Genomic DNA, 26,358 nt, shown 5'->3' with positions numbered 1-26,358 from the left:
TTCGGTTTTATCAGGGAATTCTTCGAAAATATTTTCGTGATATTTTCGTATTTTAGATGTAATAAAGTATTCTTTTCTTGGATTATTTCGTGTATTATTATTCCGTCAGATTTTTGCAGGGTAAAGTTTGGGAAGGGGACTAAAACATGGAGAAAATTTTTATTAATCAGGTTGGATTTTTGCCGGCAAGTGAGAAGAAGGCTGTTTTAAACTTTGACAGTCCGGAGTTTAAGCTTGTTGATGAGAACGGTCAGACTGTTTTTGAGGGAAAAACAAGTCATTTTGGAACTGATGATATTTCAGGTGAAGATACCTATGTTGCTGATTTTTCTGATTTTGCAGGTCAGGGCAGATATAAGGTAGAAGCAGGAGATGTAAAAAGCACATGCTTTGATATTTCCGACAAGGCTTATGATAAGCTGATGCATGATATTTGTAAGTGTTTCTACTATCTTAGATGCGGACATGGTCTTAGCAAGGAGTTTGCAGGTGAGTACTATCATGAGCCCTGCCATCTTACAAAGGCTACCGTTTATGATGAGGATGTAGAGCCTGTTGATGTTTGCGGCGGCTGGCATGATGCAGGAGATTATGGAAGATACTCCACAGCAGGAGCTACAGCTGTTGCCCATCTTCTTTATGGTGTCAGATTTTTTGAGAATCTTCTTAATATTAATTTTGAAATCCCTTCCGAGAAATGTGAAAAGGGTCAGTATCCCAATATTTTAGCTGAGGTAAAGGTTGAGCTTGATTTCCTTATGAAGATGCAGAGGGAAAACGGTTCTGTATGGCACAAGGTTACAACCTTTAATCACGCTGATTTTATTATGCCGGAGGATGATAAGAATGAGCTGTTCCTTTTCAGCGTATCTTCTCTTGCTACAGCTGACATTGCCGGTGTATTTGCGCTTGCTTACACAGTCTACAAGGACTATGACAGCGAATACGCTAAGCTTTTGTTAGAAAAAGCAATTAAGGCATACGAGTGGCTCAAGGCCAATCCCGAGCCTCTTCTTTTCAAGAATGCAGAAGGCTCTAACACAGGTGAGTATCCTGAGCCTGAGGATTTTTCCAACAGATATTGGGCTGCATGCTCTTTATATGAAGCAACAGGCGACAAGAAATATTATGAGGATGCTCTCATATTGAAGGAAAAGGTTATTGCCTATGATAAGGAAGATTCCTTCAAATTCTATCAGGGAAATATCTTTACATGCTTTGGCTGGACAGACGTGGCGGGTTTTGGCTCACTTTCTCTTCTATTAATGAAGGAGGACAACGAGCTTAAAAAGCTGGCTAAGGACAGCATTATTCTGGAGGCTGACAGATTATGCGAAAATGCAGGAAAGAACGCTTTTAACCTTTGCATGCGTAAGGAAGACTTTATCTGGGGCAGCAACATGGAGCTACTTAAATATCTCATGGTTGCAACGGTTGCGAACATCCTTGATCCTCAGGAAAAATATAAAAATGTGATCCTCTCGGGAGTTGATTATCTCCTTGGCTGCAACAGTATGGATGTGAGCTATGTGACAGGAAACGGAGAGAAGGCCTACAAGAATCCTCATCTTCGTCCCACAGCAATCGACGATATCGAAGAGCCCTGGCCGGGGCTTGTATCAGGTGGTCCCAATGTGGGACTTCAGGATGAAAGAGCGCAGACACTTCCTAAGGATCTGCCTCCAATGAAATGCTATTTAGATCACATTGACTGCTATTCCTTAAATGAGATTACTATTTACTGGAATTCACCTCTTGTATTTGTAATGGCTGGTCTTTTGAAATGATTATTAGCACCCTTGGATATGAAAATATCCGGGGTGTTTTTATGTAAAGTTTTATCAGCTTTTGACGATATATTAATTGAAATCTATTCGTATGCCCTTTTCGTGAACACAAGGAGGTGTTTATGAAAATTATGAATATAGCGGTTAATTCCCAAAATCTATATTTATCTTTTTATCAAAAGAAAGATTCCAATGTTAAGGGAAAGAATAAAGCAGATGGTCTGTTCTCAAAGCTATCCGGTGATGTGTCTGATGAGAAGTCGGCTGTATCAAAACAGATGCGGCAGATGATTCGCGGGCTTAAAAACGCGCAGTTTGAGGAAAAAACAAATTCTGCAACATCAAAGGATAAGCTGAATGATTTTCTTAAGCAGTCAGGCTCTCCGGAGGCGGAAGAGGAAGAGAAGGTCATTAATTCTGTAAAGTATAACTACAAAGCTGTTGCCACCAAGATCCAGCAGGCAAAAACATCCCTTAGCGCAGGGCAGGCGGTTTTGGCCGCAAAAAGGGAGACCTTGAAGCTGAAAAGTAAGATAGCTTCAGGGCAGGGAGATCCGGAGGAGCTTCAGATCGCCCTTACCCATGCAAAGCGTATGGAAATGGTAGCCCGGAAAAAGAAGCATCATATTGAGCTTGAAGAACTTGTGCAGTATACCCGGAAAAATGATGAGAAGCAGGAAGAGATGGAGGATGCTGCAGTACAGATAAAAAACGCCATGGTTGAAGCAGAGGAAGAGAAGCTTACCGAGCAGGAGGATGAGATTTTCGAAGCCCGGGAAGAGATGCTGAGCGATGTGATTGATAGCATTGAAGAAAGCGGGAAAACTATATCAGAGGGTGCGCTTTCTGATATAAACGAGATGATCTCTGAATTCGGAGAAGAGGAGCTTGAGCAATTAGAGGAAAGCATGGGGATGCTTGAGGAAATGGAGATCGTTGATCCTCACATGAGCAAAGAAGATTTCGAAGAACTAAAGAGGAAGCACAGAACCTCTGAGGATAAGGACATAGTTAAAGCAAATATGGATTATCTGAAGGATATGATAGAGCATACTCAGATTGAAGCAGCACCAACTTTGGATATTCAGGTATAGATATTGATGAGTAATGGTGTTTTCAGCATGGAAGCTGCATATATTTTGAAATATTAAATAACAATAAACTGATATTTTATGTTCATTTAATAGTATATTGACGCCACAAATGTATAATTTAGGAGAGGATGCGCAGCTTGCTAAGATGATATTTAGTTCTGTGCAGAATACCTGTGTGCGAAAATTCGCAAGAGAAATACTATCTTATTTAAGGGGGAACTAATGAAAAGAAGAATATTTGGCAGCATATTGGTTATGGCAATAACGGTGTGCCTTATTTGTGTTGCATGCGGACAGAGTAAGACAAAGGCTTTAGCTGAGTATTGGGCAGCAGATTCGGAGGCAGCAGAAAGCCTTCGCAGTTACGTGGCAAAGGTTACAAATAAAAATGATGCAGAAAACTTTATACCGCAGGAGGACCGCATAGCGGTGTTTGATATGGATGGAACGCTTACCTGTGAGACCTTCTATACCTATTATGACACCATGATGTTTATAAACTTTTGCCTGACAGATCATCCTGAGAGAGTATCTGATGAGCTAAAGGCAGCGGCTGCGGAGATTATGCCGGGCTATACTGCAGGTGAAGAGCTTGCAAGGAATTTTGCCAAGGCTTATGCCGGAATGACTGTAAAAGAGCTGTATGATTATGCGGTGGAATTTGGACAGAAGCAGACGGACAGCTTTGAGAATATGCGATATATCGACGGCTTTTATCTGCCTATGGTTGAAGTGGTGAAATATCTCTATGACAATGGTTTTACGATTTATGTGGTCAGCGGAACTGAGCGCACCACAACAAGAGCCATAGTTGCAAATTCTCCTATCAGCGAATATGTATCTCCGGCCCATGTGATCGGAACAGAGTTTGAGGTTAAGGTTAAGGGAAACGAGGATGTTTCTTCAAACATGGATTATAAGTATGCCGATGGCGATGAGCTTGTTTTTACAGGGGACTTTATTCAGAAAAATCTTAACGCGAACAAGACAATCTGGATTGAACGTGAGATAGGACAGTATCCTGTTCTTGCCTTTGGAAACAGCGGCAGTGATACCAGCATGATGAACTATGCTCTGGATAGCAGAAATCCCTACCCTTCAGCAGCATATATGATAGTTGCAGATGATGATGTTCGCGAGTGGGGAACACAGGACTGGGAAGAAAAATCCGCCGGCTACAGAGAGCAGGGCTACGTTCCGATTTCCATGAAAAATGATTTTCTTAAGATATATCCTGATACTATAAAAAGATCTGACGTACAGTATGTTGAACCCGAAGCAGATGCTGCGAAGGTTACCGATTTTCCGGATGAAGTAACGAAACCTGAGCAGACTACTGAGGACGAGTCCGGGCAAAATGTGGCATAATATATTCAGTTATACCAATATGCAAAAGAATGGAACGTGAATTTATGTCAGAAATAATTAGAGCCCATCTGAATTTTAAAGGTTATGTGCAGGGCGTTGGCTTTAGATATACCGCATACCACATCGCTACCATGTACGGACTTACAGGATGGGTGAAGAACGAGTGGAACGGCTCGGTAACTGTGGAGGTTCAGGGAGACCCTGACACCATAGATATGTTTATTCAGAAGGTTAAGGATGGACGCTTTATAGAAGTGCTTGATATGACAAAAGCAACCATACCACCCGAGGATGAAAGTAGTTTTCAGATAAAGTATTGACCCCGTCCCCTAGGACCATTTGTCACTACACGTTTTTACAAATCCGTCCTGACATGGTAATATATATTCGCTGTGTCAGGGCTATTTTTATGTCGTAATACATAAATGGTACTCGTCGTGGCACTCTGTATAACAAGCTGAGATATTAAATGGCTTAAATAAAGCATTTTTAAAAGGAGATACATAAAAAATGAAACTAGGAATCGAGGCAACTAGTCGATTTCACGTGTTGTCACGCCTGGTTATATATCTTCATTTTTCCTAACAATTCCCAAATCTTAATTTTACATAATTTTACGTAAAGTCACGTGAAGTAGGAAATGCTGGTACATAGCTGGCACAAATTTGGTACATAGAAGCGTTCCTACGCCTTTATAGTTTGGTAAGCCTAGGAGTGATAGTTTCACCCGGGGTTTTGATTTTTGGAGCAGTTATCTCAAACGAGGTAGCTGCTTTTTTGCGCTCATTTTGAGCCTGAAACAATGCATATTATTCCGACTTATCCGAAAATGCATAATTTGCCCGTACCAACGGTTGGTACGGATATGTCGTAATTCACGTTAATATCCTTCAAAGCCTGATTTTACAGGGGTTGTGGCAGATGGAGGGCCAAGTGGTTAACCTCATAAGGACAGGTGGGTGAGCCACTTGTTAAAGGTTGTTACTAAAGGTTCGACCATTGAGCAATTTGGAAGTGGATTTAAGAGAATGGCCTTAGTCTTTCTCATGCATAAATGACTTGCATCAGGTCAGTTCCTTGTTTCTTCGATAAATTTCAGAAATGCATTGACTGCATCTGACTGTGCTTCTCGTTTCTTCCAGATCAGCAGAGGCGTAGCCCATTTGCAGGGAGCAATCGCAACGAACGTGAGTCCTTCCCTCAGGAGGTCCGGATCTTCGAAGCACAGCATGGGGCCAAGCCCCTGCTTTACAAGCTGGATGGCATTATGTGCCAGGGTATAGACAGCGGCTATGTCCGGACTTTTGGAAAACCAGCCGGTCAATTCCCTGTAATATACCGGGTTTTCCGGAATGATCAGGGATTCCTTTTCAAGGTCTTCGGCTCTGATCTGTTCCCGCAATGCAAGAGGATGGTCATTCTTTACTAGAACACCCCAGCATGCTTTTCCCGGGTACTCCAGGCTTTCGAAGAGCTCTGTACTGACGGATCGGGTCAGCAGCCCCAGATCAAGGACTCCCTTTTCCACATCCTCACGGATTTCCTCGGCATTTCCAGACTGAATATGAAAACAGATTCCGGGCTGTAGGCGGCGGAAGTCCCGGATCTGTTCCGAAAGCTTTGAAAAAGCCGGGATCTCTCCTGATCCGATGTATATATCACCTTTTAGAAATTTCTGATCCTTTTCCCGGTTAACTGCTTTTCTGTAGATTCTCAGTATATCCGATGCTGTTTCCCTGAACTGCCTGCCTTCATCAGTCAGAGTTACAGATCTGTTCGTCCTCAAGAACAGCTGCCGGCCAAGCTCATCTTCCAGTTCCTGGATCCTTCTGGAGACTGTTGGCTGAGACAGATGCAGCAGTTTCGCTGCCTTTGTGATATTTCTTTCTTCTGCTGCCATCATAAAGATCTCAAGACTTATCATATCCATGCATATGTCCCCATGCTTTCTCTATAGTGATACAAGTATAGCAAAGTGAGCGGTTTATCACCAGTCTGATATTTGAATTTTGTATGACAGATTATTTGAAATTGTTATTTTGCATGGATCATTGGAGGAGTTATAATGTATTCATCAAGTAAAGAAAAGGAAAGGAAATCTGAGATGATCTTATTTTTTTCAGCAACCGGAAACAGTCTCTATGCAGCGAAGCAGCTGGATCAGGAACTTGTCAGCATTCCCCAGGAAATGAAAAAGACAAACCGGCATTATACTGCCGATAAGATCGGGATTGTCTGCCCGCTTTTTGAGTTTGAGATCCCGCCTATGGTGAAGGATTTCATCCGTGATTCAGAATTTGAAACAGAATATTTTTATCTGGTTGTGACCTACGGCTGCCATCACGGTGGGGTTGCCGGCCGTACCCAGGAATTTCTTTCATCTATCGGGAAAGAAGCGAATTATATCAATACCATTATCATGCATGACAACGCAATTATAGTATTTGATATGGATCAGCAGAGACAAATCGAAGGTGAAAAGAAAGTTGACGAGCATCTTGCACTGATCAAAGCTGACATCGATACAGAAAAGCACTATATTCAGGCTGCGTCAAAGGAAGAAACGGATTTTTATAATGGCTACATGCACTTCAAACAACAAGCCGGCCCAATGTATTCCTTCCCGCTTTACCGCGTAAATGAACGCTGCGTCGGCTGCGGTACCTGCAGCCGTATCTGTCCACGAGGATGTATCCGGTTGGAAAACAATCGCCCGGACTATAATTACACGAATTGCATAAACTGTATGGCATGCATCCAGGCCTGCCCTACAAAAGCCCTGCAGTTTGCCACAGTAAATGAGCCCAACCCGGAAGCCCGATACAGAAATGTTCATATCACACTGAAAGAGCTTATAGAGGCTAATCAGCAGTAATGGTGTTCGTAAAATTCAGGACATCATGGAGCAGGAGGGTCTAAAGACTGCAACAGGGCTTACCAGATGGCAGTCTGCTTACATTAATAGAATGCTTAGCAATCCTTTTTATTGCGGTAGAATCGTTTATCGTAAAGGATGCTGTGGCACCGCTTTATAATGATGAAGGCATATTGGTAATGAGTGTTTATGATTTTCTTCTAAATCCAGATAGCATGGAAATCTAAATGAATGTATCTGAATAAAAAAATAGCATCCCTAGGCGTAGTTTCATATAAACAAGATTAAAACACCAGAACTTTGAGCCATATAATGGACCACAAACCCTGTCCCCTAGGTCCATTACTGCATGTTTTTACAAATCCGTCCTGACATGGTAATATATATTCGCTGTGTCAGGACTATTTTTATGTCATAATAGATAAATGGTGTCCGGCGTGGTGCTTGGTACAACAAGCTGAGATAACAAATGGCTTAAATAAAGCATTTTTAGAAGGAGATATATAAAATATGAAACTAGGAATCGTTATTTGAGTACCTTTTTCATATATCTCCATAAAAATCCTTAAAACTCTCTAAAACCGCATAAACACTTCATTCGCGGAAATTTCAACTCATATAAAACTTGTTATAGATTCATATATTTCATAAAAAAATGGCACTCGTGTGGCACTGGGTGGCACTCGATATGGCACTCGATGGCACTCATTTTTGGGTAATCCTATGAGAGATTATTTCATGTCATTTTTGGTAACTTTTTGGTTGAGAGTCCCAAATTAGCAAAAAAGAATTATGGTCGGCATCATGAAGTTAATAGCTTCGTGGTGCCGTTATTTTTTTTGTGCAAAAGTGGGACTAAAATAGTTCCAATACGGGCTGATAAGGGATATGATGAATGTATAATCCTAAGCAATAGGAGGAATACAAGTATGAATACAAATAACATATCAGAACAAAAGGGAACCAAGATAAGTGAAAAACAGTGCGTTGCTGGCTATGATAAAGAGGCTTTTTCAAGGTTTGTTAAATCGAAAAGGAAAGAAATAATCAATGCAGATGGAAAAAAAGGCATTACCACGCGTGAGTTGGCTGACATGATTAACATTGATTATGAGCAGTTTAGAAAAATTGTGAATCAAAATAAACCTACGAAAAAAAGAGACTGCATGAACTATTGGTTATTCTTCTTGATAGAATTGAAAAAGAGAATCCTCAAAGCCTGTCCCTATAAATGGACAGGCATTTTGCTATCATAGGAATCATAAAGGGGGAGTGTACGATTTTTGCGACCTGTCAGATTTTTTCATTATTTTGTAGATTTATTATGCAAATGTATATTTATGGTGATGTACTTCTAATTAGGAAGTAAAGAGAGCAGATTGCTTTTTTAGGAAGGAGTGGCATATGAGACACAAATCTACAGATTTTATGATCTTTTGATGGGACTTGTTGCTAAACTTACCTCCTCTTTTCAAAAAACAGTCAAGACATATATAGACCAATATTCTGAGTATATATCGCAAAGCCAGCACAGGACTATTTTTATGCGGTTTAAAACTAATCCTATTTTAGAAAAGCGGTATATGTTCCGTTTTTTTAATATGACTTGTGAAGATATCTCAAACGTAATATACTTTAGAAAAGCGGTAATTGGACCGGAAAATTGAAATAGGAGTTCTTTATGGAAATAAAAAGGGATAATTATTTAAAAAAACTTATAAATAAAAGAAATAATGGACTAATTAAGGTTATTACTGGGGTTAGACGATGCGGTAAATCATATTTACTTTTTAATTTGTACTATGATTATCTTATTAATGAAGGTGTGTCAAAGGATTGTATTATATCTGTTCCGTTAGATGATGATGACTATGTAGAATGCTGCGATCCTCAAAAGCTATCTGAGTATATCAAAAGCAGAATAACTGATTCAAACAAGCAATATTATGTGTTTATTGATGAAGCACAGTATGCGATTACTAAGGAAGAAATGAAAAACCCTGATGTTCCAATTAGATTATATGGGGTTTTAAATGGATTACTTAGAAAGAAGAACGTTGATGTGTACGTTACAGGAAGTAATTCTAAGTTTTTATCCTCTGATATTTTAACAGAATTTAGAGGGCGTGGTGATGAAATACATATTGCGCCTTTGTCGTTTTCGGAATATTATCCTGCCGCTGGAAAAGATAAATATGATGCATGGCAAGAGTATTTATTCTATGGTGGATTACCGCATATTTTGGCAGAGCCAGATAATGAATCTAAAGAAGCATATCTAGAAAGACTAAATTCTGAGATTTATATTAGAGACATAGTTGAAAGATATGAAATACGAGATGCAGCAAGTATGGAAACCTTGATGAAGGTTATTGCTTCAGCGGTTGGCTCACTTACCAATGCTCAAAAAATATCGGATACATTTAATAGTAATGGCGATAAGTCAATTTCAATGCCTACAATATCGAATTATTTAAAATATCTTACGGAAAGTTTTGTTATTCAAAAGGGTGAAAGATATGATATAAAAGGGCGCAAATATATAGGCACACCATCAAAATATTATTATACAGATATTGGATTAAGAAATGCTCTTTTAAATTTCCGCCAATTTGAAGAAACGCACTTAATGGAGAACGCTATATACAATGAATTGATTTATAGAGGTTATAAAGTTGATGTAGGTGTGGTAGAAATCCGTGTTAGTGAAGATGGGAAAAAAGTGCGCAAACAATTAGAAGTTGATTTTGTGGTTAATCAAGGTAGCAAGCGGTATTATATTCAGTCTGCATTTGAATTACCAAATCAGGAAAAGATAGACCAGGAACAAGCATCACTCATTAAAATACCGGATTCTTTTAAGAAGATAATTATTACTAGTGGAAATTCTTCGGTGTGGAGAAATGAGCAGGGAATAACAATAATGGGATTGTTTGATTTCTTACTTAATGAAGATAGTCTGGATTATTAACCATAGTAGAGAAATAAAAAGAAATGTGTTAATATACAAAAGGCTTTCACCAATGCATCACCATTTCTACAACCTGCAAAAAGCTAGATAAATACTGAGCAAATCAGCATTAAGAAACAACCATTTGGTGAGATTTGGTGACAGATCTTTTGTGTATTAATCTGAAAACACAGTAAATATGCACTTTTTAAAAGGAGAAATATAAAATGAAACTAGGAATCGTTATTTGAACGCCTTTTTCATATATCTCCATAAAAATCTATAAAACTCTCTAAAACCGCATAAATACTTCGCTTGCGGGAGTTCCACCTCGCATAAAACTTGTTAAAGATTCATATATTTCATAAAAAAATGGCACTCGTCTGACACTCGTTTTTGGGTAATCCTATGAGGGATTATTTCATGCCATTTTAGGTTACTTTTTGGTTGAGAGTCCCAAATTAGCAAAATCATAATATGAATGATATTTTTAAAAGCCAGGTTCATAGTAGCCTGGTTTTTATAATGCCATAAAATGTCCAAATTATAGAATTATCACTTATATTTAATAATTCCTACAGACATTATTTATATGTTGTAAACTATTGTATTTTATACTAAATAGTAGCGTTACACATATTGACTGATAGGAGGTTATTTGATCATGAGTAGCACCGATAAAACCGGAAAAAAAGAAAAAGTAAAGGCTATAAGCGTCAGGTTGTCCATTCTGTTTGTGGGGCTTCTTGTGCTGAGCATTCTGGTAAGCGAAACCATCGTGATTGCCATGGGCTACGGGCTTGTCAAGAATCTTATCGACTCCACTTTGACTAATAAGGTTTCAAGTGATGCCGGTGAGATAAACAAAGAGCTTAATGCAACATTCTATTACCTAAATGGTGTTGCCGATGCTGTTGAGCAGAATCAATATAACAGCGACGATGAGCTTATGCAATATATGATAGGAACTGTAGGCAGATATAAAATGCTTCCCACAGGAGCTTATATTGCGCTAAACGATGAAACCTTCATCTATCCAAGCCAGCCTGATTTTCAGATGGAAGGCATCACTGAAAAGCCCTGGTATACACAGTCTTTAGGCTATGACAACAGTTGGTTCTACTTTTATGACGTCCCATATTTTGACACAGTAACAGGTGATCTGTGTGCGACAGTTATCAGACACATTCATTTAAAGGACGGGCGTGAGGGATGCTTTGCAGCGGATCTTTTCCTGTCAGGCTCTCAGGAAAGTCTTAACCAGATTAAACTCTATGAAACCGGTGGTGCGATGTTGCTTACACCTCAGGGAATCATTCTTTCATACAGAGATGATCCTTCATTAAACGGCAAAAATGTTTCCGAACTTTCAGACAATGCATTTATTACCAATATAGGTGCCATTGTTAGTGCTGATGCCGCGGATAGTGAAAGTGACACAGGTCCTGTTCACTCATTTAAGGCAGATGGACAGACCATCTATTCAGTAACATCCAAGGTTAGCGGTACTGACTGGAGAGTTGTTATATATGCAAAACAGAACGAAGTTCTGGCAGTATTAAATCAACTCATTTTAGCTCTTGTAATTGTATCCTTAGTATCGATTGTTGTGGTTATTATCATAATCTCTCAGGTACTTCAGAGGATGATCAAGAAACCTGTCACAACCCTTACCGAAAACATTGAAAAGATTTCGAGCGGTGACTTTACAGTTGATATCACCACTAAGGGTGATGACGAAATTGCTTACATGAACAGAGCTATGGGAGAGTTCATAACAGGTATGCGCTCATCGCTTACAGAGATAAAAGATGTATCTGGAAAGCTTATGGGTGATGCACAGAATTCCAAGAATACAGCAGAGAATCTGGAAGAGGCCGCTAACAATCAGTCCGCAAGCATGACTCAGATCAAAGAAAACATTGAAAATATGGCCAGCGCCGTAAATGAAGTTGCTGAAAATGCAACCGTTCTGGCTCAGACCGTATCCAATGTTACAGATCAGGAAGCCCAGATTGAAGCTTCTATGAATGAACTTGTTAAAAAGGCTGAAAGCGGTCAGCATGATATGTCTAACGTAGCAAACGGAATGTCCGATATCGTTGACTCCATGAAGGATATGGCAGATGCCGTTAAAAACGTTGACGAAGCTGCCGATAAGATCAATCAGATCATTGACCTTATCAACTCTATTTCCTCCCAGACCAATCTCCTTTCACTCAACGCTTCCATCGAGGCAGCAAGAGCAGGTGAAGCAGGAAAAGGATTTGCGGTTGTTGCTTCCGAGATTGGAACACTTGCTCAGAATTCAGCAGATGCTACTAACCAGATCGGTGAAATTATAAAGGATATGTCCCAGAAGGTGCAGATGCTTTCTGAAAAATCCGAGACCAATACTACTCTTATCAATAACAGTGCTGAGACCGTAAATGTTGCAGCTACAACCTTTAAAGAGATCACTCAGGAATTGTCCGATGCCAATGATATCCTTGTAGAAATGGCCGAGCAGATGAACAAGGTCAATGACGTTGCTACCAACATGGCTTCAGTATCTGAAGAGCAGTCCGCATCCACACAGGAAATTGCAGACAACGTTGAAAGAGTAACAGCTGCAGCTCAGGGCGTTGCTTCATCATCTGAAAATGTATCCTCCGCTGCAACCTCTGTTTCTGACGCGGTTGATACCATCAATAATAACCTTGAAAGATTCACAATAAGCTGACTTATGTAAATGAGTTTTTGAAGAAGTCCGTAAAGATCTTCTAAATACCATTAAAATTTAAACATCCCACACCCTTAAAAGTATATAAGAGTGTGGGATGTTTTTTCATTATTTTTGAACATGCTGCAGTGATGTGGCGAGGTCTTTTTGCATAAAAATGTGTATAGAAACAAAAAGTCACTCATAAAAGCGCGAAGAGTACATAGTGCTTCTAAGATTTTCCCAACAGTGTCGGAAAATTTGATCTGTATCGAACAAAAATGCGGAATCCGCAAAAATGTCGATTAGAGTATTGAATAAGCTATTCCTATGATGTAAAATTCTATTGAACAAAAATGCGGATTCCGCATTTTTGTTCAATAAGTAATGGGTGGAACAATATGGAAATACGTAGAGATATATATTTGAATAAGCTTATTTCAAAAAAACATAACGGACTAATTAAGGTTGTAACAGGTATGCGAAGATGTGGGAAATCGTACCTTTTATTTAATATTTTTAAAGAGTATCTGGTAAATGAAGGAGTTAATGAAAACCATATTATTGAGATTGCATTTGACTCTTTTGAGAATAGAAAGTATCGAGATCCTGAAGTTTTATTTCCATATCTGATGGAAAAAATCGCTGATAATGAAATGTATTACGTTTTATTAGATGAAGTTCAGATGCTCGATGATTTTGAATCAGTTCTTAATAGCCTCGGAAGAAAGAAAAATGTGGATGTATATGTAACGGGAAGTAATGCCAAGTTTCTGTCAAAAGATATTATTACTGAATTTCGTGGACGTGGGGATGAAGTTCATATGTATCCGTTAACATATAGTGAATTTATGAGTGTATATGACGGTGACAAACAGGAAGGCTGGAGGGATTATGTGCTGTTCGGTGGGATACCGCTTGTGCTAGGCTTTGAAACGGCTGATCAAAAATCTGATTTTTTAAAATCTCTATTTGAGGAAACCTATATTTCTGATATTACTGGAAGAAATAATATACGAAATAAGGCAGAGTTAGAAGAACTTCTGAACATTTTATCCTCAGCAATTGGATCGCTTACGAATCCAAGCAAGTTATCTGCGACTTTTAAAAGTGTTAAAAACAAGACTATAAGCAAAGAAACTATAATCAAATATATAGATTACCTTAAAGATTCATTTCTTATTGATAGTGCAATTCGATATGACATCAAGGGTAAAAAATACATTAGTACTCCATCGAAGTATTATTTTACCGATCTGGGACTTAGAAATGCGAGACTTAATTTTAGACAGGTGGAGGAGACTCATGCAATGGAAAACATTATATTTAATGAATTAAAAGTTCGTGGATATAATGTGGACGTTGGTGTTGTTGTGATGAATGAAGTTGACAAAAATGGTAAGAAGATCCGAAAACAGTTGGAAGTGGATTTTGTCTGCAACAAAGATTCAAAGAGATTTTATATTCAATCAGCCTATGCATTGCCTGATAAAGAAAAGATGGAACAGGAACAACGCTCATTAGTGAATACAGGCGATGGATTTAAAAAAATTATTATTACAAAGGATGCTGTGGCACCGCTTTATAATAATGAAGGCATATTGGTAATGAGTGTTTATGATTTTCTTCTAAATCCAGATAGCATGGAAATCTAAATGAATGTATCTGAATAAAAAATAGCATCCCTAGGCGTAGTTTCATATAAACAAGATTAAAACACCAGAACTTTGAGCCATATAATGGACCACAAACCCCGTCCCCTAGCTACGGCAACTAGCTCATTTCACGTGTTGTCACGCCTGGTTACATATCTTCATTTTTCCTAACAATTCCCAAATCTTAATTTTACATAATTTCACGTAAATTCACGTGAAGTAGGAAATGCTGGTACATAGCTGGCACAAATTTGGTACATAGAAGCGTTCCTACGCCATTATAGTTTGGTAAGCCTAGGAGTGATAATTTCACCGGGTTTTTTGAATTTAAGGGCAGTTATTTCGAAAGAGATAGCTGTCTTTTTTACACATGATATAGTCAATACTGTATAATTAAATTTGCTTGATAGGAATATTTGGAGGCGAGATATGAGCAACCTTATTAAAATTGATAATGAATATAAAGACTGGATTACAGAAGTATCAAAACGTTTCAGACAGACTCAGCTAAAAGCTGCTGTGAAAACTAATAGTGATATGCTCAGGTTCTATTGGTCTCTTGGTAGGGATATTGTTGGATTGAGCGAAAAAAATAATTACGGATCTGGCTTTTATAAAACTATTAGTGAAGATTTGAAAGATATTTTCCCGGATATCAAATCGTTTTCGCCTACAAATCTTAAATATATGCGATATTTTTATGAGATGTATCCGGAAATATTAAATCGTCCTCAACTTGGGGACGATTCTGAAAATGAATTAAATCGTCCCCAGGCTGGGGACGATTTGGAAAATGCAATATTTTTTATTCCTTGGGGGCATAACAAAGTTATCATAGATAAGTGTAAAGGAGATTCCGCAAAGGCACTATTCTATGTGAAGAAAACATTGGAAAACAATTGGTCAAGGGATGTACTCTTGAACTTCCTTGATACTGATCTATATGAGAGGCAAGGTAAGGCGGTAACAAATTTTGCATTAACATTACCGGCAGAGCAGAGTGATCTTGCGCAGGCTATGACGAAGGATCCATATAGATTTGATTTCTTAACATTGAGAGAAAAGTATGATGAGAAAGAGCTTAAGGATGCGCTTATAAACAAGGCCGAGAAGTTCCTTATGGAACTTGGTACAGGCTTTGCATATATGGGGCGAGAAGTCAGGATTGAAGTAGGTGATACTGAGAAGTTTATTGATATGCTCTTTTACAACACCAAGCGACACTGCTATGTAGTTTTGGAAGTGAAAACGGGCAAGTTTGATTCTTCATATGCTGGACAGCTTGGTACATATGTTGTAGCAGTAAATCACCAGATTAAGTTAGAAGAAGATAATCCAACTGTTGGCTTGTTGATATGTAAAGATCTTGACAAAGTAGAGGCTCAATATGCGTTGGAATCAAGTAGCCAACCTATTGGCGTATCCAGTTACGAATTATCAAAGTTGATTCCAGAAGAATTTAAAGGAAGTATGCCAACGATTGAAGAAATTGAAGCAGAGTTTGGAAATATTGATTGAGCTTAGGACGGCTTAAAAGTGTCTTAGGGGAAGGGAGTGTGGTTCACAGGGACATAAGTACGATTAATATGGAATTAGATGTGTCAGTTGTCACTACACGTTTTTACAAATCCGTCCTGACATGGTAATATATATTCGCTGTGTCAGGACTATTTTTATGTCACAATGTGTCATAACGCATAATTAATACAAAAATGGTGCCCGGCGTGGTACTCGGTACAATAAGCTGAGATAACAAATGGCTTAAATAAAGCATTTTTTAGAAGGAGATATATAGAAAATGAAACTAGGCATAGTGGGGCTTCCGAACGTCGGAAAGAGTACCCTTTTTAATTCACTTACAAACGCAGGAGCACTTGCTGCAAACTATCCTTTTGCAACAATTGATCCCAATGTGGGAATCGTAGCAGTGCCGGATAAGAGACTAAAGCTTCTTGGCGACCTTTACAACTCTAAGAAGGTTACGCCTGCTACAATCGAGTTCGTTGATATTGCGGGACTTGTTAAAGGCGCATCCAAGGGTGAAGGACTTGGAAACCAGTTCCTTGCTAACATCCGTGAGACAGATGCAATCGTACATGTTGTAAGATGTTTCGAGGATCCCAACGTTGTTCACGTTGATGGAAATGTTGATCCTGCAAGAGATATTGAGACAATCAACTTAGAGCTTGTATTTGCTGATCTTGAAGTTCTTGAGAGAAGAATTGCCAAGACCACCAAGGCTGCCAGAATGGATAAGACTGCAGCTAAGGAGCTTGAGCTTCTTAATAAGATTAAGGAAGTTCTTGAAGCAGGCAAGATGGCAAGAGAGCTTGAGCTTGACGACGAAGATGAGAAGGCTCTTATGAATACTTATGACCTTCTTACCTGGAAGCCTGTTATCTACGCTGCAAACGTTAAGGATGACGATCTTGCAGATGATGGTGCTTCTAATCAGTATGTGGCAGCAGTTCGTGAGCTTGCTGCAAAGTCAGGAAGTGAAGTATTTGTAATCAGTGCTCAGATTGAAGCTGAGATTTCAGAGCTTGAAGCTGATGAGAAGGCAGAGTTCCTTGAGAGCCTTGGTCTTAAAGAGTCAGGTCTTGATAAGCTCATCGCAGCAAGCTACAGAACTCTTGGACTTATGAGTTTCCTTACATCAGGAGAGGATGAGACAAGAGCATGGACCATCAAAATCGGAACAAAGGCACCCCAGGCAGCAGGTAAGATTCACACAGACTTTGAGCGTGGTTTCATCAAGGCTGAGGTTATCAATTACGAAGACCTTCTTCGTGAGGGTTCCATTGCAGCAGCAAAGGAGAAAGGCCTTGTCCGCATGGAAGGTAAGGAATATGTAGTACAGGACGGAGACGTGATCCTGTTCAGATTCAACGTGTGATAATTTAAAGCATAGCAGCAAAATATCGAAGGTACCAATGCAAGACAGATTGCCGATTGGTACCTTCTTTTAGATTATTTAATCCCAAAGAAAGAGGTATATTATGAACACTACAAAAAACACAGACTCTAATTTAATGAAATACCTTCGCTGGGTATTTATCATTGCATGGACAATGCAGGTTGCCGTATGGATGCTATATCAGAATGGAGGAAGGTCTGAAGGGCAGCTTCTTATGGCTGTTATGATGTATGTCCCATTGATTGCGGTTCTTATTTCCGGAGAAAAACTTAATGGAATGGGCTGGAAACCCAAATTAAAAGGCAATATAGGAACGCTTCTTTTTGCATGGTTTGCACCGACAGTGCTCACAGCAATTGGCGCGGTAATATACTTCCTGATCTTTTCAAAACATCTTGATCTGACCGGACAGTATATACTCTCTGCATCGGGAGATGCCGGAACGGCTGCTCTGAAGGAACTGGATAATCAGGGTATTTCCTATTTTCAGTATATTCTGATCACATCTGCCAGCGCTTCGCTGTATGCGCCTTTTCTGAATATGTTTGCTGCAATCGGTGAGGAAGCAGGCTGGAGAGGATATATGCAGCCGGTGCTTAATGAGAAATTCGGCAGAACAAAGGGAATCATAATAGGCGGAATAATCTGGGGCATGTGGCACTGGCCGATTATAGGGCTTATTGGATATGAATACGGCTCCAACTACTTTGGATATCCTGTTACCGGAATGTTGCTGTTTTGTGTATTCACAATTGCCATGGGTATCTTATGTGAGATGGTTTATGAAAAAAGCGGATGCATATGGTCCCCTGCGATTTTGCATGGGTCAATAAATGCAGCTGCAACAATTCCGATAGCGCTATGCGTGCCGGATACCGGAAGCTTCAGACTTTTAGGACCTGCACCAAATGGCCTTCTGGCAGGGCTCCCGTTATTTATTGTGGCCGGACTTGTATTTAAATCAAGGTATGAGAGCAGTAAGGAAAAACAGTCTGAGTTTTGATAAAACGAACAAATACATCCGCATGAAAGTTCCGGCATAAAAGTTTATAAAAATTTAGCAATTTACAAAAAATATCACAGGCACAATATATGTCGACAAAATGTCGACAAATACAATATCTTGTATGGGTGAGTCTCCCACCGGACGGTGAGGGGCTTTTTTGTGCCCAAAATCAGACAAAATGAGCTTTTCATGAGGTTGTTAAATGTAAAAAAATGGTTTATTATACATGTAGGTGGTAAAAAGTGTCACAAAGTGGTGGAATGTGGTAGAAATTAATGGGAAAGGCATACAAGGGCGAATATAGCCATTCAATCGATGCAAAAGGGCGACTGATCATCCCGGCCAAGTTTCGCGACCTGCTCGGAGAACAGTTCGTTGTAACAAAGGGCTTTGATGGATGTCTTTTTGCGTTTGATCAGGAAGGTTGGGACGCCTTTGAAGAGAAGCTCAAAGCTTTGCCCATGGATATACCCGGAGCCAGACAGCTTGGAAGATTCTTCATGGCAGGTGCTGACGATGTTGAGCTTGATAAGCAGGGAAGAATACTTCTTAAATCCAACTGGCTGACCCACGCTTCAATTGAAAAGGAAGCAGTTGTTGCAGGTGTCGGCAATCGCGTCGAGATCTGGAGCAAGGATAAGTGGGAGGATGCCACAACCTTTGATGATATAGACAGCATCGCAGCCAAGATGAGTGAGTACGGCTTAAGCATCTAAGCCATGCGAAGCACTTCGAGTCTGGTGCATGGTGTCTGAAACACGCGGAGTTATATTTGGCGCAGCACCTGATATAAGGAAAGAGAGCAAATGGAATTCAAGCATTACTCAGTACTTCTAAATGAAGTAATAGACAATCTGAATATAAAGCCTGATGGCATTTATGTAGATGGAACACTGGGCGGTGCCGGACATTCCAGCCATATTGCCGAAAAGCTTTCCGATAAAGGGAGACTTATCGGTATTGATCAGGATGAAGATGCCATAAAAGCGGCCAGCGAAAGACTTAAGCCCTTTGGCGACAGAGTGACCATCATCCGTGACAACTACGAAAATGCTGTCAGCAGAATAAGAGAGCTTGGAATAGACAGCGTGGATGGAATTCTGCTTGATCTTGGAGTTTCTTCATTCCAGCTTGATAACGAAGAGAGAGGCTTCACCTACAGATTCGATACACCTCTCGATATGAGAATGGACAGAAGGCAGGAGCTTACTGCCGGAACAATTGTGAATGAATTCTCTGAAATGGAGATTTTTCATATCATAAAAAACTATGGCGAAGATAAATTCGCCAAAAACATCGCCAAGCACATAGTTGCAAGACGAAGCGAAAAGCCTATAGAAACTACTTTTGAATTAAACGACATAATCAAGGCTGCCATTCCTGCGAGGATGAGAGAAAAAGGAGGACACCCCTCAAAGAGAACCTTTCAGGCACTTAGAATTGCCTGTAACAGGGAACTCGACGTCCTTGAAAACTCTCTCGACGGAATGATAGATTTTCTGGCTCCCGGCGGAAGGATATGCGTAATAACCTTCCATTCGCTTGAGGACCGAATTGTTAAAAACAATTTCAGAAAAAATGAAAACCCATGCACATGCCCTCCGGAAATTCCGATATGTGTATGCGGCAAAAAATCAAAAGGAAAAGTAATCACAAGAAAACCTATTCTGCCTTCAGAGCAGGAGCTTTCAGAGAATTCCAGAAGCGCAAGTGCAAAACTTAGGGTATTCGAGAAAAGAGAAGAATCCTAAATTACATTTCTTATGGGGACAAAAAATGAAGACTAGACGTTAAATCCCGGTGCACTGAATTTATGGGGATTAGCGGGGGAATATTATGGAGAGAAATTACGTTTACGGAAACACCGTAAGAAAACATAATGCGCCTGTCAGAAGACAGGATAGAGAAGTGCCCCTTCATGTTCAGAAGAGAGCACAGGCAAGAAAAAGAGCACACAGAATGAGCCTTCCTACACTGCTTGGACTTTCACTTGCAGTAGTCCTTGCAGGCGGCGTACTTTCAATGTATATAACACTTCAGGCTGATATTAAAAACAGCGTAAAAACAATATCAACCATGGAGGCCAGATTAAATAGTTTGAAACAAGACAATGATGAGGCTTATAATAAAGCGGTTAGCAATCTTGATCTTGAGGAAATAAAAAGAATCGCCATAGGCGAATATGGTATGACTTATGCTACTGAAGGACAGATTGTTACTTATTCAGGTGGCGGCGGAAACGACTATGTAAGACAGGTTGCACCGATACCGGATGGAAATTAAAAGGAATGCCCGGAAGTAAGTTATGAGTAAGAAAAAGAACACCCAAAAATTCACATTGGCAATGAAAAAGAAGCTGGCAGTACTGTTCGCAATCATACTGCTAGCTTTTGTACTGCTTGGAGTCAGACTTTTTGTAATCACAAGAGACAATGGAAAAGAGTATGAAAAGCAGGTTTTATCCCAGCAAAAATACGACTCATCAACAATTCCCTTCAGAAGAGGTGAGATTGTAGATGCAAACGGAACGGTTCTTGCCTACAGTGAAAAGGTTTACAACGTAATTCTTGATGCCAAGATAATCCTTTCCGATGAAAAATTCTTAGAACCCACAGTGGAAGCTCTGGTTTCGCATTTTGGCTTTGATGAGAGCGAGATCAGAAAATATATAGCTGATAACCCGAATTCACAGTACTATACGCTGGCAAAACAGCTTTCCTATGATGAGATCAGTGAATTCCAGTCCATGATAACTTACGGCACTGAAAATTATAACAAGCTCATTCAGGGTGTATGGTTTGAAGAAAACTACATCAGAAAATATCCCAACGGCTCCATGGCGGCTGACGTTGTGGGCTTTACCACAAGCGATAACAACGGGATTTTCGGACTTGAAGAGTATTACAACGACGAGCTTAGCGGATCAAACGGCCGAATTTATGGTTATCTCGATGAGGATTCTAACCTTGAGAGAACCACAATCCCTGCAATTGACGGAAACACTATTGTTTCCACAATTGACGGTAATCTCCAGTCAATAGTAGAAAAGCACCTTCGCGAATTCAACGAGACCTATAAAGACAGTGCCCGAGAAGGCAATGCGGCAAATAATGTGGGCTGTATCATGATGGATATCCATACCGGAGACATCCTTGCTATGGCCAGCTATCCCACATTTGACCTGAATGATACCAAGAATCTGGAAAATCTCATTGGAATGCCAAGAGTAGATGAAAACGGTAACAAGGTTGCCGGTGAGAGCATATATGATTCCGGTGTTTACATTAACCAGGAAATGCTTGATGGCATGAGTGATGAGGAGAAAATGTGGAACCTCAATGCTCTTTGGAGGAATTTCTGCATATCAGACACCTACGAGCCCGGTTCCGTTGCGAAGCCCTTTACTGTAGCTACAGGACTTGAAGCAGGAAAAATAACAGGTAACGAAGTATATGACTGTAACGGTTACCTCGAAATCGGTGGCTACAAAATTCACTGCCACAACAGATACGGTGACGGCGCAGTTTCTGTTGAGCGTGGAATAGAGATTTCCTGTAACGTTGCCATGATGAAAATCGGTCAGGTAATCGGTCAGGATATCTTCTGCAAATTCCAGAAGCAGTTTGGCTTCGGCCTTAAGACAAACGTTGATCTTGCCGGGGAAGCAAGAACAGAAGGCCTTACCTACACAGCTGAAAATATGGGCTCAACAGAGCTTGCAACAGGTACCTTCGGACAGGGCTTTAACGTAGATATGATCGAGATGATCACTGCCTTCAGCTCACTTGTGAACGGCGGAAACTTTTACGAGCCTCACGTTGTAAGCAAGATCCAGAATTCATCCGGAGCAACAGTTAAGAGCATTGAACCCAGAATTTTAAGACAGACGGTTTCTGAGTCTACCTCAGATAAAATAATTGAGTATTGTAACCAGGTTGTAGCCGGTGAAGAGGGTACAGGTAAAACAGCAAGACCCGCAGGCTACATGATCGGCGGAAAGACAGGAACAGCTCAGACAGTACCCCGTGGAAACAGACAGTACGTGGTTTCCTTCATGGGCTATGCTCCTGCAAATGATCCCCAGATTGCGATTTACGTTGTGGTAGACAGACCAAATACAGTTGAGCAGGACGATGCGAAGTTTGCCACAAGAATAGTAAGAGCTGTTCTTACAGAAGCACTCCCTTATCTCAACTTTCCTATGACAGAGCCTGTAACCGAGGAAGAGCAGGCAGAGCTTGAAGCACTCAGAGAAAAGGAAATCATGATGAGTGCTGCGCAGGAGGCAGAGGTTGTGGAATCCGAAGATGGCGAGGAAGGCGAAGCTGCTGAGGGCGTAGAAGGTGCAGAAGGCGAATCCGGTGAGAATGCCGAGGGTGATGAAAATGCTGTCACAGAAGACGGCGCAGATGGCACAGATGGAATTTGGGAAAAAATTCCTGAGGGCGAGGAAAACCCTGAAAACATCGGCGAAGACGAGGATGAAAACAAAGGACCTATATGGAAGTCATTTGAAATGGATCCCGAAACGGGGTATTATATTGACCCGGAAACAGGTGGATTTATTGATCCGGAGGACGGACACATGATCGGTGGAGATCCGCTTCCTGATTTTGGCGAATAAAAGGGGAGAATTGTTATGAAAGCACAGGATTTAAAAGGTAACAAGGTACTTATAATCGGAACAGGCATTTCCGGCATCGGAAGTGCTAAGCTTCTTGGAAAAGCTGGGGCGGTTCCCGTTATTCTTGATGAAAATACAAAGGTATATGAGAGAGAAGTAAGGGTAAAGCTTGAGGGCTATAAAGGTGAGGAACCTGAGATTATAATTGGCCAGCTTCCCGATGAAAAAATAAAGGAAATCGTTCTTGTGGTGCCAAGCCCTGCGGTTCCTATGGACTCACCCATCATGCTCAGACTCAAAGAGGCCGGAATCCCGGTGTGGAGTGAGATAGAGCTTGCCTATAATTTTGCAAAAGGCAGAATGGTGGCAATAACAGGCACAAATGGTAAGACCACAACTACAACACTTGTTGGTGAGATAATGGCAGCTCATTTTGCATCTACCTATGTAGTTGGAAATATCGGATATTCCTACGCAGAGCGTGCTCTTGAGATGACTGATGACACGGTTTCAATCGGCGAAATAAGCAGCTTCCAGCTTGAAGCTGTTGAGAATTTTCATGCCTCAGTTTCAGCTATTCTCAACATCACACCCGATCATTTAAACAGACATCATACCATGGAATGCTATGCTTCCATGAAGGAGAATATTACCAATAATCAGACAAAAGAGGACACCTGCGTTCTCAATTACGATAACGAATACACAAGAGCTTTTGCGGACAGATGCCCTGCTAAGGTGGTATTTTTCTCATCTTCATCAAAGCTTGATAACGGTTACTACCTTGTTGATGATGAGATCATGTATGCGGAGAATGGCAATTCAACCTTTGTCATGAATGTTAATGATATGAATCTTGTAGGTACATGTAATTATGAGAATGTTATGGCAGCTATCGCCATGGGCAGAGCCATGGATGTACCCATGGAGACAATTCTTAAGGTGGTTCATGACTTCAAGGCAGTTGAACACAGAATAGAATACGTTGCTACCAAAAACGGAGTAACCTATTACAACGATTCAAAGGGAACAAATCCCGATGCTGCAATTCAGGGTATCAAGGCAATGTGCAGGCCCACATACCTCATTGGCGGAGGTTATGATAAGGGCAGTGAGTATGATGAGTGGATCAATGCCTTTGACGGAAAGGTTAAAAAGCTTGTTCTCATTGGTGCAACCAAGGAAAAGATAGCACAGTGTGCAGATAAAAACGGCTTCCATGATTATGTTTTCATGGATTCCTTTAAGGATGCACTTAAATATTGTAGTGACAATGCTGTTTCAGGAGATGCGGTTTTACTTTCACCTGCGTGTGCAAGCTGGGATATGTTCCCCAGCTATGAGGTGCGCGGTAAACAGTTTAAGGACTATGTAAACGGTCTTAAGTAAGCCTTGAGGGGAGATTTATGCAGGCAGTAAGAACCATCGACAGACCAAAGAGAGAGCTGTACGTGGATTACAGTATGATTTTTATCGTGCTGTTTCTGCTTACTTTTGGTCTGATCATGCTATATTCAACAAGTTCATACGAGGCTGCTATCGATTACCATGATTCAGCGTATTATTTCAAGAAGCAGCTTGGCTTTACTGTGCTGGGAATAGTAATAATGGCCGTTGTTTCAAGGATACCGTATCGGATTTATAAAAAGTTTGCGATATTTTTGTATGCGGTATCAGCAGTAGTAGTCCTTCTTGTTAAGACTGCACTTGGTAAAGAGGTAAACGGTGCCAGAAGATGGCTCAGATTCGGCCCTGTGGGTATTCAGCCTGCTGAGGTCGCAAAGCTGTGCATGATCATAGTAATGGCGTCTCTTATAGCTGCGATAAACAGAAATATTGCAACCACAAGGGGCTTTTGGATCACCTTCATGATTCCTGCGCCAATAAGTATTATGGTCTGGCAGATCACTGAAAACCTAAGCTCTGCGATCATTATTTACGGAATTACTTTCCTGATGCTTTTTGTATCAACTCCTGGATATCGAAGATTTATACTGATCGTCACCGGTCTCGTGGGGTTGGCGGCCATAGTTGTATTTTCTGTCGCGAAGGCGGGATATAACAGCGAGCTTAATTTCAGATTCGTACGAATCCTTGCATGGCTTGATCCTGAGGCTTATGTAAACGATAAGGGCTATCAGACACTTCAGGCCTTGTATGCCATAGGCTCCGGCGGAATATTCGGAAAAGGTCTTGGCGAAAGCATGCAGAAGCTGGGCTTTATTCCTGAAGCTCAAAATGATATGATATTTTCTATTATATGTGAGGAACTGGGGCTTTTCGGAGCAATTGCGGTTCTTTTCATGTTTGCACTGCTTATTTGGCGAATGGTCATCGTGGCCAATAATGCACCGGATATGTACGGGGCGCTGCTTGTTATTGGCGTTATAGGACATATCGCACTGCAGGTAATTCTTAACGTGGCCGTTGTGACCAACACAATCCCCAACACGGGTATCACTCTGCCCTTTATCAGCTACGGCGGAAGTGCTACCGTATTTTTGCTGATTGAGATTGGAATTGTGTTTAACGTCGCGAGAAATATTGAACTTTGAGTAGAACGTGGTGATGGTTAAAAGACGAAAGCGTGTAAAAGGATATAGGGAAAGTGCTCCCCGAATGAGCTTTGGGGAGCTGTTTATGTTACACAAAAGTCTTTTTATTCTCGGCGGTTTCGCGATTGTCCTTCTTATTGCGGCTTTGTCTGCCGGAATATATATCTATAAAAATTATACGGTTGTAAATACATATGTTGACGGAAATACGCACTACACCGATCAGGAAATAATGGACATGGTCATGGATGGAAGATTCGGTCATAACTCCATCTATCTGTCGTTTAAATACCGAAATAAGGCCATTACAGGTATCCCCTTTGTGGAAAAAATGGACGTTGAGGTCGTTTCTCCCGACACCATCAAGATCAATGTCTATGAGAAGGCTGTAGCCGGATATGTTAAGTACCTCGACAGATATATTTATTTTGACAGAGACGGAATAGTGGTCGAGACCTCCAGCGAACCCTCGGAGGGTGTTCCTCTGGTGCTTGGCCTTAGCTTTGACTACGTGGTTCTCCATGAAAAGCTTCCCGTTGAGGATGAGAGTATTTTTGCCGAAATTCTGGATGTTACACAAGTATTAACAAAATATGAACTGGAAGCCGATAAAATATTTTTTGACAGCGAATTTCACATTTATATTTACTTTGGTTCCGTGGAAGTAAGTTTGGGAACTAATGAAAATATTGATGAGAAAATCATACAGCTACAGTATATTTTGCCGAAACTCGAGGGCAAAAGCGGTGTGTTGGAAATGTCAGACTATAGTTCAAATACTCAGAACATTACTTTTGAAGAGAAAAAATAAAAATTCTATGTTGTA

The 26,358-nt window shown here is 40.5% G+C and carries 21 protein-coding genes; 20 read left to right on the top strand and 1 reads right to left on the bottom strand.

Annotated elements, in window-relative coordinates; translation table 11 throughout:
* The first annotated feature begins 146 nt into the window (after positions 1-146).
* From G608_RS0118235 to G608_RS0118220, 4 genes are all read left to right on the top strand, one after another.
* Positions 147-1,787 (top strand): glycoside hydrolase family 9 protein, encoded by a 1,641-nt coding sequence (locus G608_RS0118235; RefSeq protein ID WP_026497183.1) that lies wholly within the window; start codon positions 147-149, stop codon positions 1,785-1,787.
* Between the two features lie 122 nt (positions 1,788-1,909).
* Complete coding sequence (locus G608_RS0118230; RefSeq protein WP_026497182.1) at positions 1,910-2,881, top strand: hypothetical protein; 972 nt, start codon at positions 1,910-1,912, stop codon at positions 2,879-2,881.
* Positions 2,882-3,103: 222 nt separating this feature from the next.
* Positions 3,104-4,249, top strand: a complete 1,146-nt coding sequence (locus G608_RS21890; protein ID WP_051209531.1) for an HAD family hydrolase — start codon at positions 3,104-3,106, stop codon at positions 4,247-4,249.
* A gap of 44 nt (positions 4,250-4,293) precedes the next feature.
* Positions 4,294-4,569, top strand: a complete 276-nt coding sequence (locus tag G608_RS0118220) for an acylphosphatase (protein WP_026497181.1) — start codon at positions 4,294-4,296, stop codon at positions 4,567-4,569.
* 749 nt (positions 4,570-5,318) lie between these two features.
* Here the strand turns inward: G608_RS0118220 and G608_RS0118215 are convergent.
* On the bottom strand, positions 5,319-6,179 hold the full coding sequence (locus G608_RS0118215; RefSeq protein WP_026497180.1) for a LysR family transcriptional regulator: 861 nt from the start codon (positions 6,177-6,179) through the stop codon (positions 5,319-5,321).
* 135 nt (positions 6,180-6,314) lie between these two features.
* Between G608_RS0118215 and G608_RS0118210 the strand changes: the two genes are divergently transcribed.
* From G608_RS0118210 to G608_RS21875, 16 genes are all read left to right on the top strand, one after another.
* Positions 6,315-7,124: an EFR1 family ferrodoxin gene (locus tag G608_RS0118210; RefSeq protein ID WP_196810247.1), complete on the top strand. Its 810-nt coding sequence runs from the start codon at positions 6,315-6,317 to the stop codon at positions 7,122-7,124.
* Positions 7,125-7,149: 25 nt separating this feature from the next.
* Positions 7,150-7,284 (top strand): recombinase family protein, encoded by a 135-nt coding sequence (locus G608_RS24515; RefSeq protein ID WP_242829433.1) that lies wholly within the window; start codon positions 7,150-7,152, stop codon positions 7,282-7,284.
* Positions 7,285-8,053: 769 nt separating this feature from the next.
* Complete coding sequence (locus G608_RS0118205) at positions 8,054-8,380, top strand: hypothetical protein (RefSeq protein WP_026497178.1); 327 nt, start codon at positions 8,054-8,056, stop codon at positions 8,378-8,380.
* Positions 8,381-8,805: 425 nt separating this feature from the next.
* On the top strand, positions 8,806-10,095 hold the full coding sequence (locus G608_RS0118195; RefSeq protein ID WP_026497176.1) for an ATP-binding protein: 1,290 nt from the start codon (positions 8,806-8,808) through the stop codon (positions 10,093-10,095).
* 643 nt (positions 10,096-10,738) lie between these two features.
* Positions 10,739-12,796, top strand: coding sequence for a methyl-accepting chemotaxis protein (locus G608_RS0118190; RefSeq protein WP_026497175.1), 2,058 nt, complete (start codon positions 10,739-10,741; stop codon positions 12,794-12,796).
* Between the two features lie 380 nt (positions 12,797-13,176).
* Complete coding sequence (locus G608_RS0118185; protein ID WP_026497174.1) at positions 13,177-14,430, top strand: ATP-binding protein; 1,254 nt, start codon at positions 13,177-13,179, stop codon at positions 14,428-14,430.
* A 429-nt stretch (positions 14,431-14,859) separates the two neighbouring features.
* Entirely contained in the window at positions 14,860-15,948 is a 1,089-nt protein-coding gene (locus G608_RS0118180; protein ID WP_026497173.1) for a PDDEXK nuclease domain-containing protein, read from the top strand.
* Between the two features lie 280 nt (positions 15,949-16,228).
* Positions 16,229-17,326, top strand: a complete 1,098-nt coding sequence (gene ychF / locus G608_RS0118175) for a redox-regulated ATPase YchF (protein ID WP_026497172.1) — start codon at positions 16,229-16,231, stop codon at positions 17,324-17,326.
* A gap of 103 nt (positions 17,327-17,429) precedes the next feature.
* A complete protein-coding gene (locus tag G608_RS0118170) occupies positions 17,430-18,350 on the top strand; it encodes a CPBP family intramembrane glutamic endopeptidase (RefSeq protein ID WP_051209529.1) in 921 nt (306 codons plus the stop codon).
* A gap of 278 nt (positions 18,351-18,628) precedes the next feature.
* A complete protein-coding gene (gene mraZ, locus G608_RS0118165) occupies positions 18,629-19,069 on the top strand; it encodes a division/cell wall cluster transcriptional repressor MraZ (RefSeq protein WP_026497170.1) in 441 nt (146 codons plus the stop codon).
* Between the two features lie 90 nt (positions 19,070-19,159).
* Positions 19,160-20,104, top strand: coding sequence for a 16S rRNA (cytosine(1402)-N(4))-methyltransferase RsmH (rsmH, locus tag G608_RS0118160; protein ID WP_026497169.1), 945 nt, complete (start codon positions 19,160-19,162; stop codon positions 20,102-20,104).
* A gap of 85 nt (positions 20,105-20,189) precedes the next feature.
* Positions 20,190-20,636, top strand: coding sequence for a hypothetical protein (locus tag G608_RS21885; protein WP_035796219.1), 447 nt, complete (start codon positions 20,190-20,192; stop codon positions 20,634-20,636).
* Between the two features lie 22 nt (positions 20,637-20,658).
* The gene (locus tag G608_RS21880; protein WP_051209527.1) at positions 20,659-22,977 is read left to right on the top strand and encodes a penicillin-binding transpeptidase domain-containing protein; all 2,319 of its coding nucleotides are present in this window, start codon (positions 20,659-20,661) and stop codon (positions 22,975-22,977) included.
* Positions 22,978-22,992: 15 nt separating this feature from the next.
* Entirely contained in the window at positions 22,993-24,366 is a 1,374-nt protein-coding gene (murD, locus tag G608_RS0118145) for a UDP-N-acetylmuramoyl-L-alanine--D-glutamate ligase (RefSeq protein ID WP_026497168.1), read from the top strand.
* Positions 24,367-24,383: 17 nt separating this feature from the next.
* The gene (locus tag G608_RS0118140) at positions 24,384-25,532 is read left to right on the top strand and encodes an FtsW/RodA/SpoVE family cell cycle protein (RefSeq protein ID WP_026497167.1); all 1,149 of its coding nucleotides are present in this window, start codon (positions 24,384-24,386) and stop codon (positions 25,530-25,532) included.
* Positions 25,533-25,617: 85 nt separating this feature from the next.
* Positions 25,618-26,343 (top strand): cell division protein FtsQ/DivIB, encoded by a 726-nt coding sequence (locus tag G608_RS21875; protein ID WP_035796216.1) that lies wholly within the window; start codon positions 25,618-25,620, stop codon positions 26,341-26,343.
* The last annotated feature ends 15 nt before the right edge of the window (positions 26,344-26,358 follow it).

The sequence above is a fragment of the Butyrivibrio sp. WCD3002 genome (assembly GCF_000424265.1).
In the GTDB taxonomy this organism is placed as follows: Bacteria; Bacillota; Clostridia; order Lachnospirales; family Lachnospiraceae; genus Butyrivibrio.
The sequence above is the reverse complement of the archived record's forward strand: the minus strand, read 5'-3'. Positions and strand labels throughout refer to the sequence as shown.

Excerpts from the sequence above, each read along its gene's own strand:
- G608_RS21880 (WP_051209527.1), top strand. The coding sequence starts at position 20,659 with ATGAGTAAGAAAAAGAACACCCAAAAATTCACATTGGCAATGAAAAAG.
- G608_RS0118220 (WP_026497181.1), top strand. The coding sequence starts at position 4,294 with ATGTCAGAAATAATTAGAGCCCATCTGAATTTTAAAGGTTATGTGCAG.
- murD (WP_026497168.1), top strand. The coding sequence starts at position 22,993 with ATGAAAGCACAGGATTTAAAAGGTAACAAGGTACTTATAATCGGAACA.
- G608_RS21875 (WP_035796216.1), top strand. The coding sequence starts at position 25,618 with ATGTTACACAAAAGTCTTTTTATTCTCGGCGGTTTCGCGATTGTCCTT.
- rsmH (WP_026497169.1), top strand. The coding sequence starts at position 19,160 with ATGGAATTCAAGCATTACTCAGTACTTCTAAATGAAGTAATAGACAAT.
- G608_RS0118180 (WP_026497173.1), top strand. The coding sequence starts at position 14,860 with ATGAGCAACCTTATTAAAATTGATAATGAATATAAAGACTGGATTACA.
- G608_RS0118230 (WP_026497182.1), top strand. The coding sequence starts at position 1,910 with ATGAAAATTATGAATATAGCGGTTAATTCCCAAAATCTATATTTATCT.
- G608_RS0118190 (WP_026497175.1), top strand. The coding sequence starts at position 10,739 with ATGAGTAGCACCGATAAAACCGGAAAAAAAGAAAAAGTAAAGGCTATA.
- G608_RS0118215 (WP_026497180.1), bottom strand. The coding sequence starts at position 6,179 with ATGGATATGATAAGTCTTGAGATCTTTATGATGGCAGCAGAAGAAAGA.
- G608_RS21890 (WP_051209531.1), top strand. The coding sequence starts at position 3,104 with ATGAAAAGAAGAATATTTGGCAGCATATTGGTTATGGCAATAACGGTG.
- G608_RS0118210 (WP_196810247.1), top strand. The coding sequence starts at position 6,315 with ATGTATTCATCAAGTAAAGAAAAGGAAAGGAAATCTGAGATGATCTTA.
- G608_RS0118195 (WP_026497176.1), top strand. The coding sequence starts at position 8,806 with ATGGAAATAAAAAGGGATAATTATTTAAAAAAACTTATAAATAAAAGA.
- G608_RS21885 (WP_035796219.1), top strand. The coding sequence starts at position 20,190 with ATGGAGAGAAATTACGTTTACGGAAACACCGTAAGAAAACATAATGCG.
- ychF (WP_026497172.1), top strand. The coding sequence starts at position 16,229 with ATGAAACTAGGCATAGTGGGGCTTCCGAACGTCGGAAAGAGTACCCTT.
- G608_RS0118170 (WP_051209529.1), top strand. The coding sequence starts at position 17,430 with ATGAACACTACAAAAAACACAGACTCTAATTTAATGAAATACCTTCGC.
- mraZ (WP_026497170.1), top strand. The coding sequence starts at position 18,629 with ATGGGAAAGGCATACAAGGGCGAATATAGCCATTCAATCGATGCAAAA.
- G608_RS0118140 (WP_026497167.1), top strand. The coding sequence starts at position 24,384 with ATGCAGGCAGTAAGAACCATCGACAGACCAAAGAGAGAGCTGTACGTG.
- G608_RS0118185 (WP_026497174.1), top strand. The coding sequence starts at position 13,177 with ATGGAAATACGTAGAGATATATATTTGAATAAGCTTATTTCAAAAAAA.
- G608_RS24515 (WP_242829433.1), top strand. The coding sequence starts at position 7,150 with ATGGAGCAGGAGGGTCTAAAGACTGCAACAGGGCTTACCAGATGGCAG.
- G608_RS0118205 (WP_026497178.1), top strand. The coding sequence starts at position 8,054 with ATGAATACAAATAACATATCAGAACAAAAGGGAACCAAGATAAGTGAA.
- G608_RS0118235 (WP_026497183.1), top strand. The coding sequence starts at position 147 with ATGGAGAAAATTTTTATTAATCAGGTTGGATTTTTGCCGGCAAGTGAG.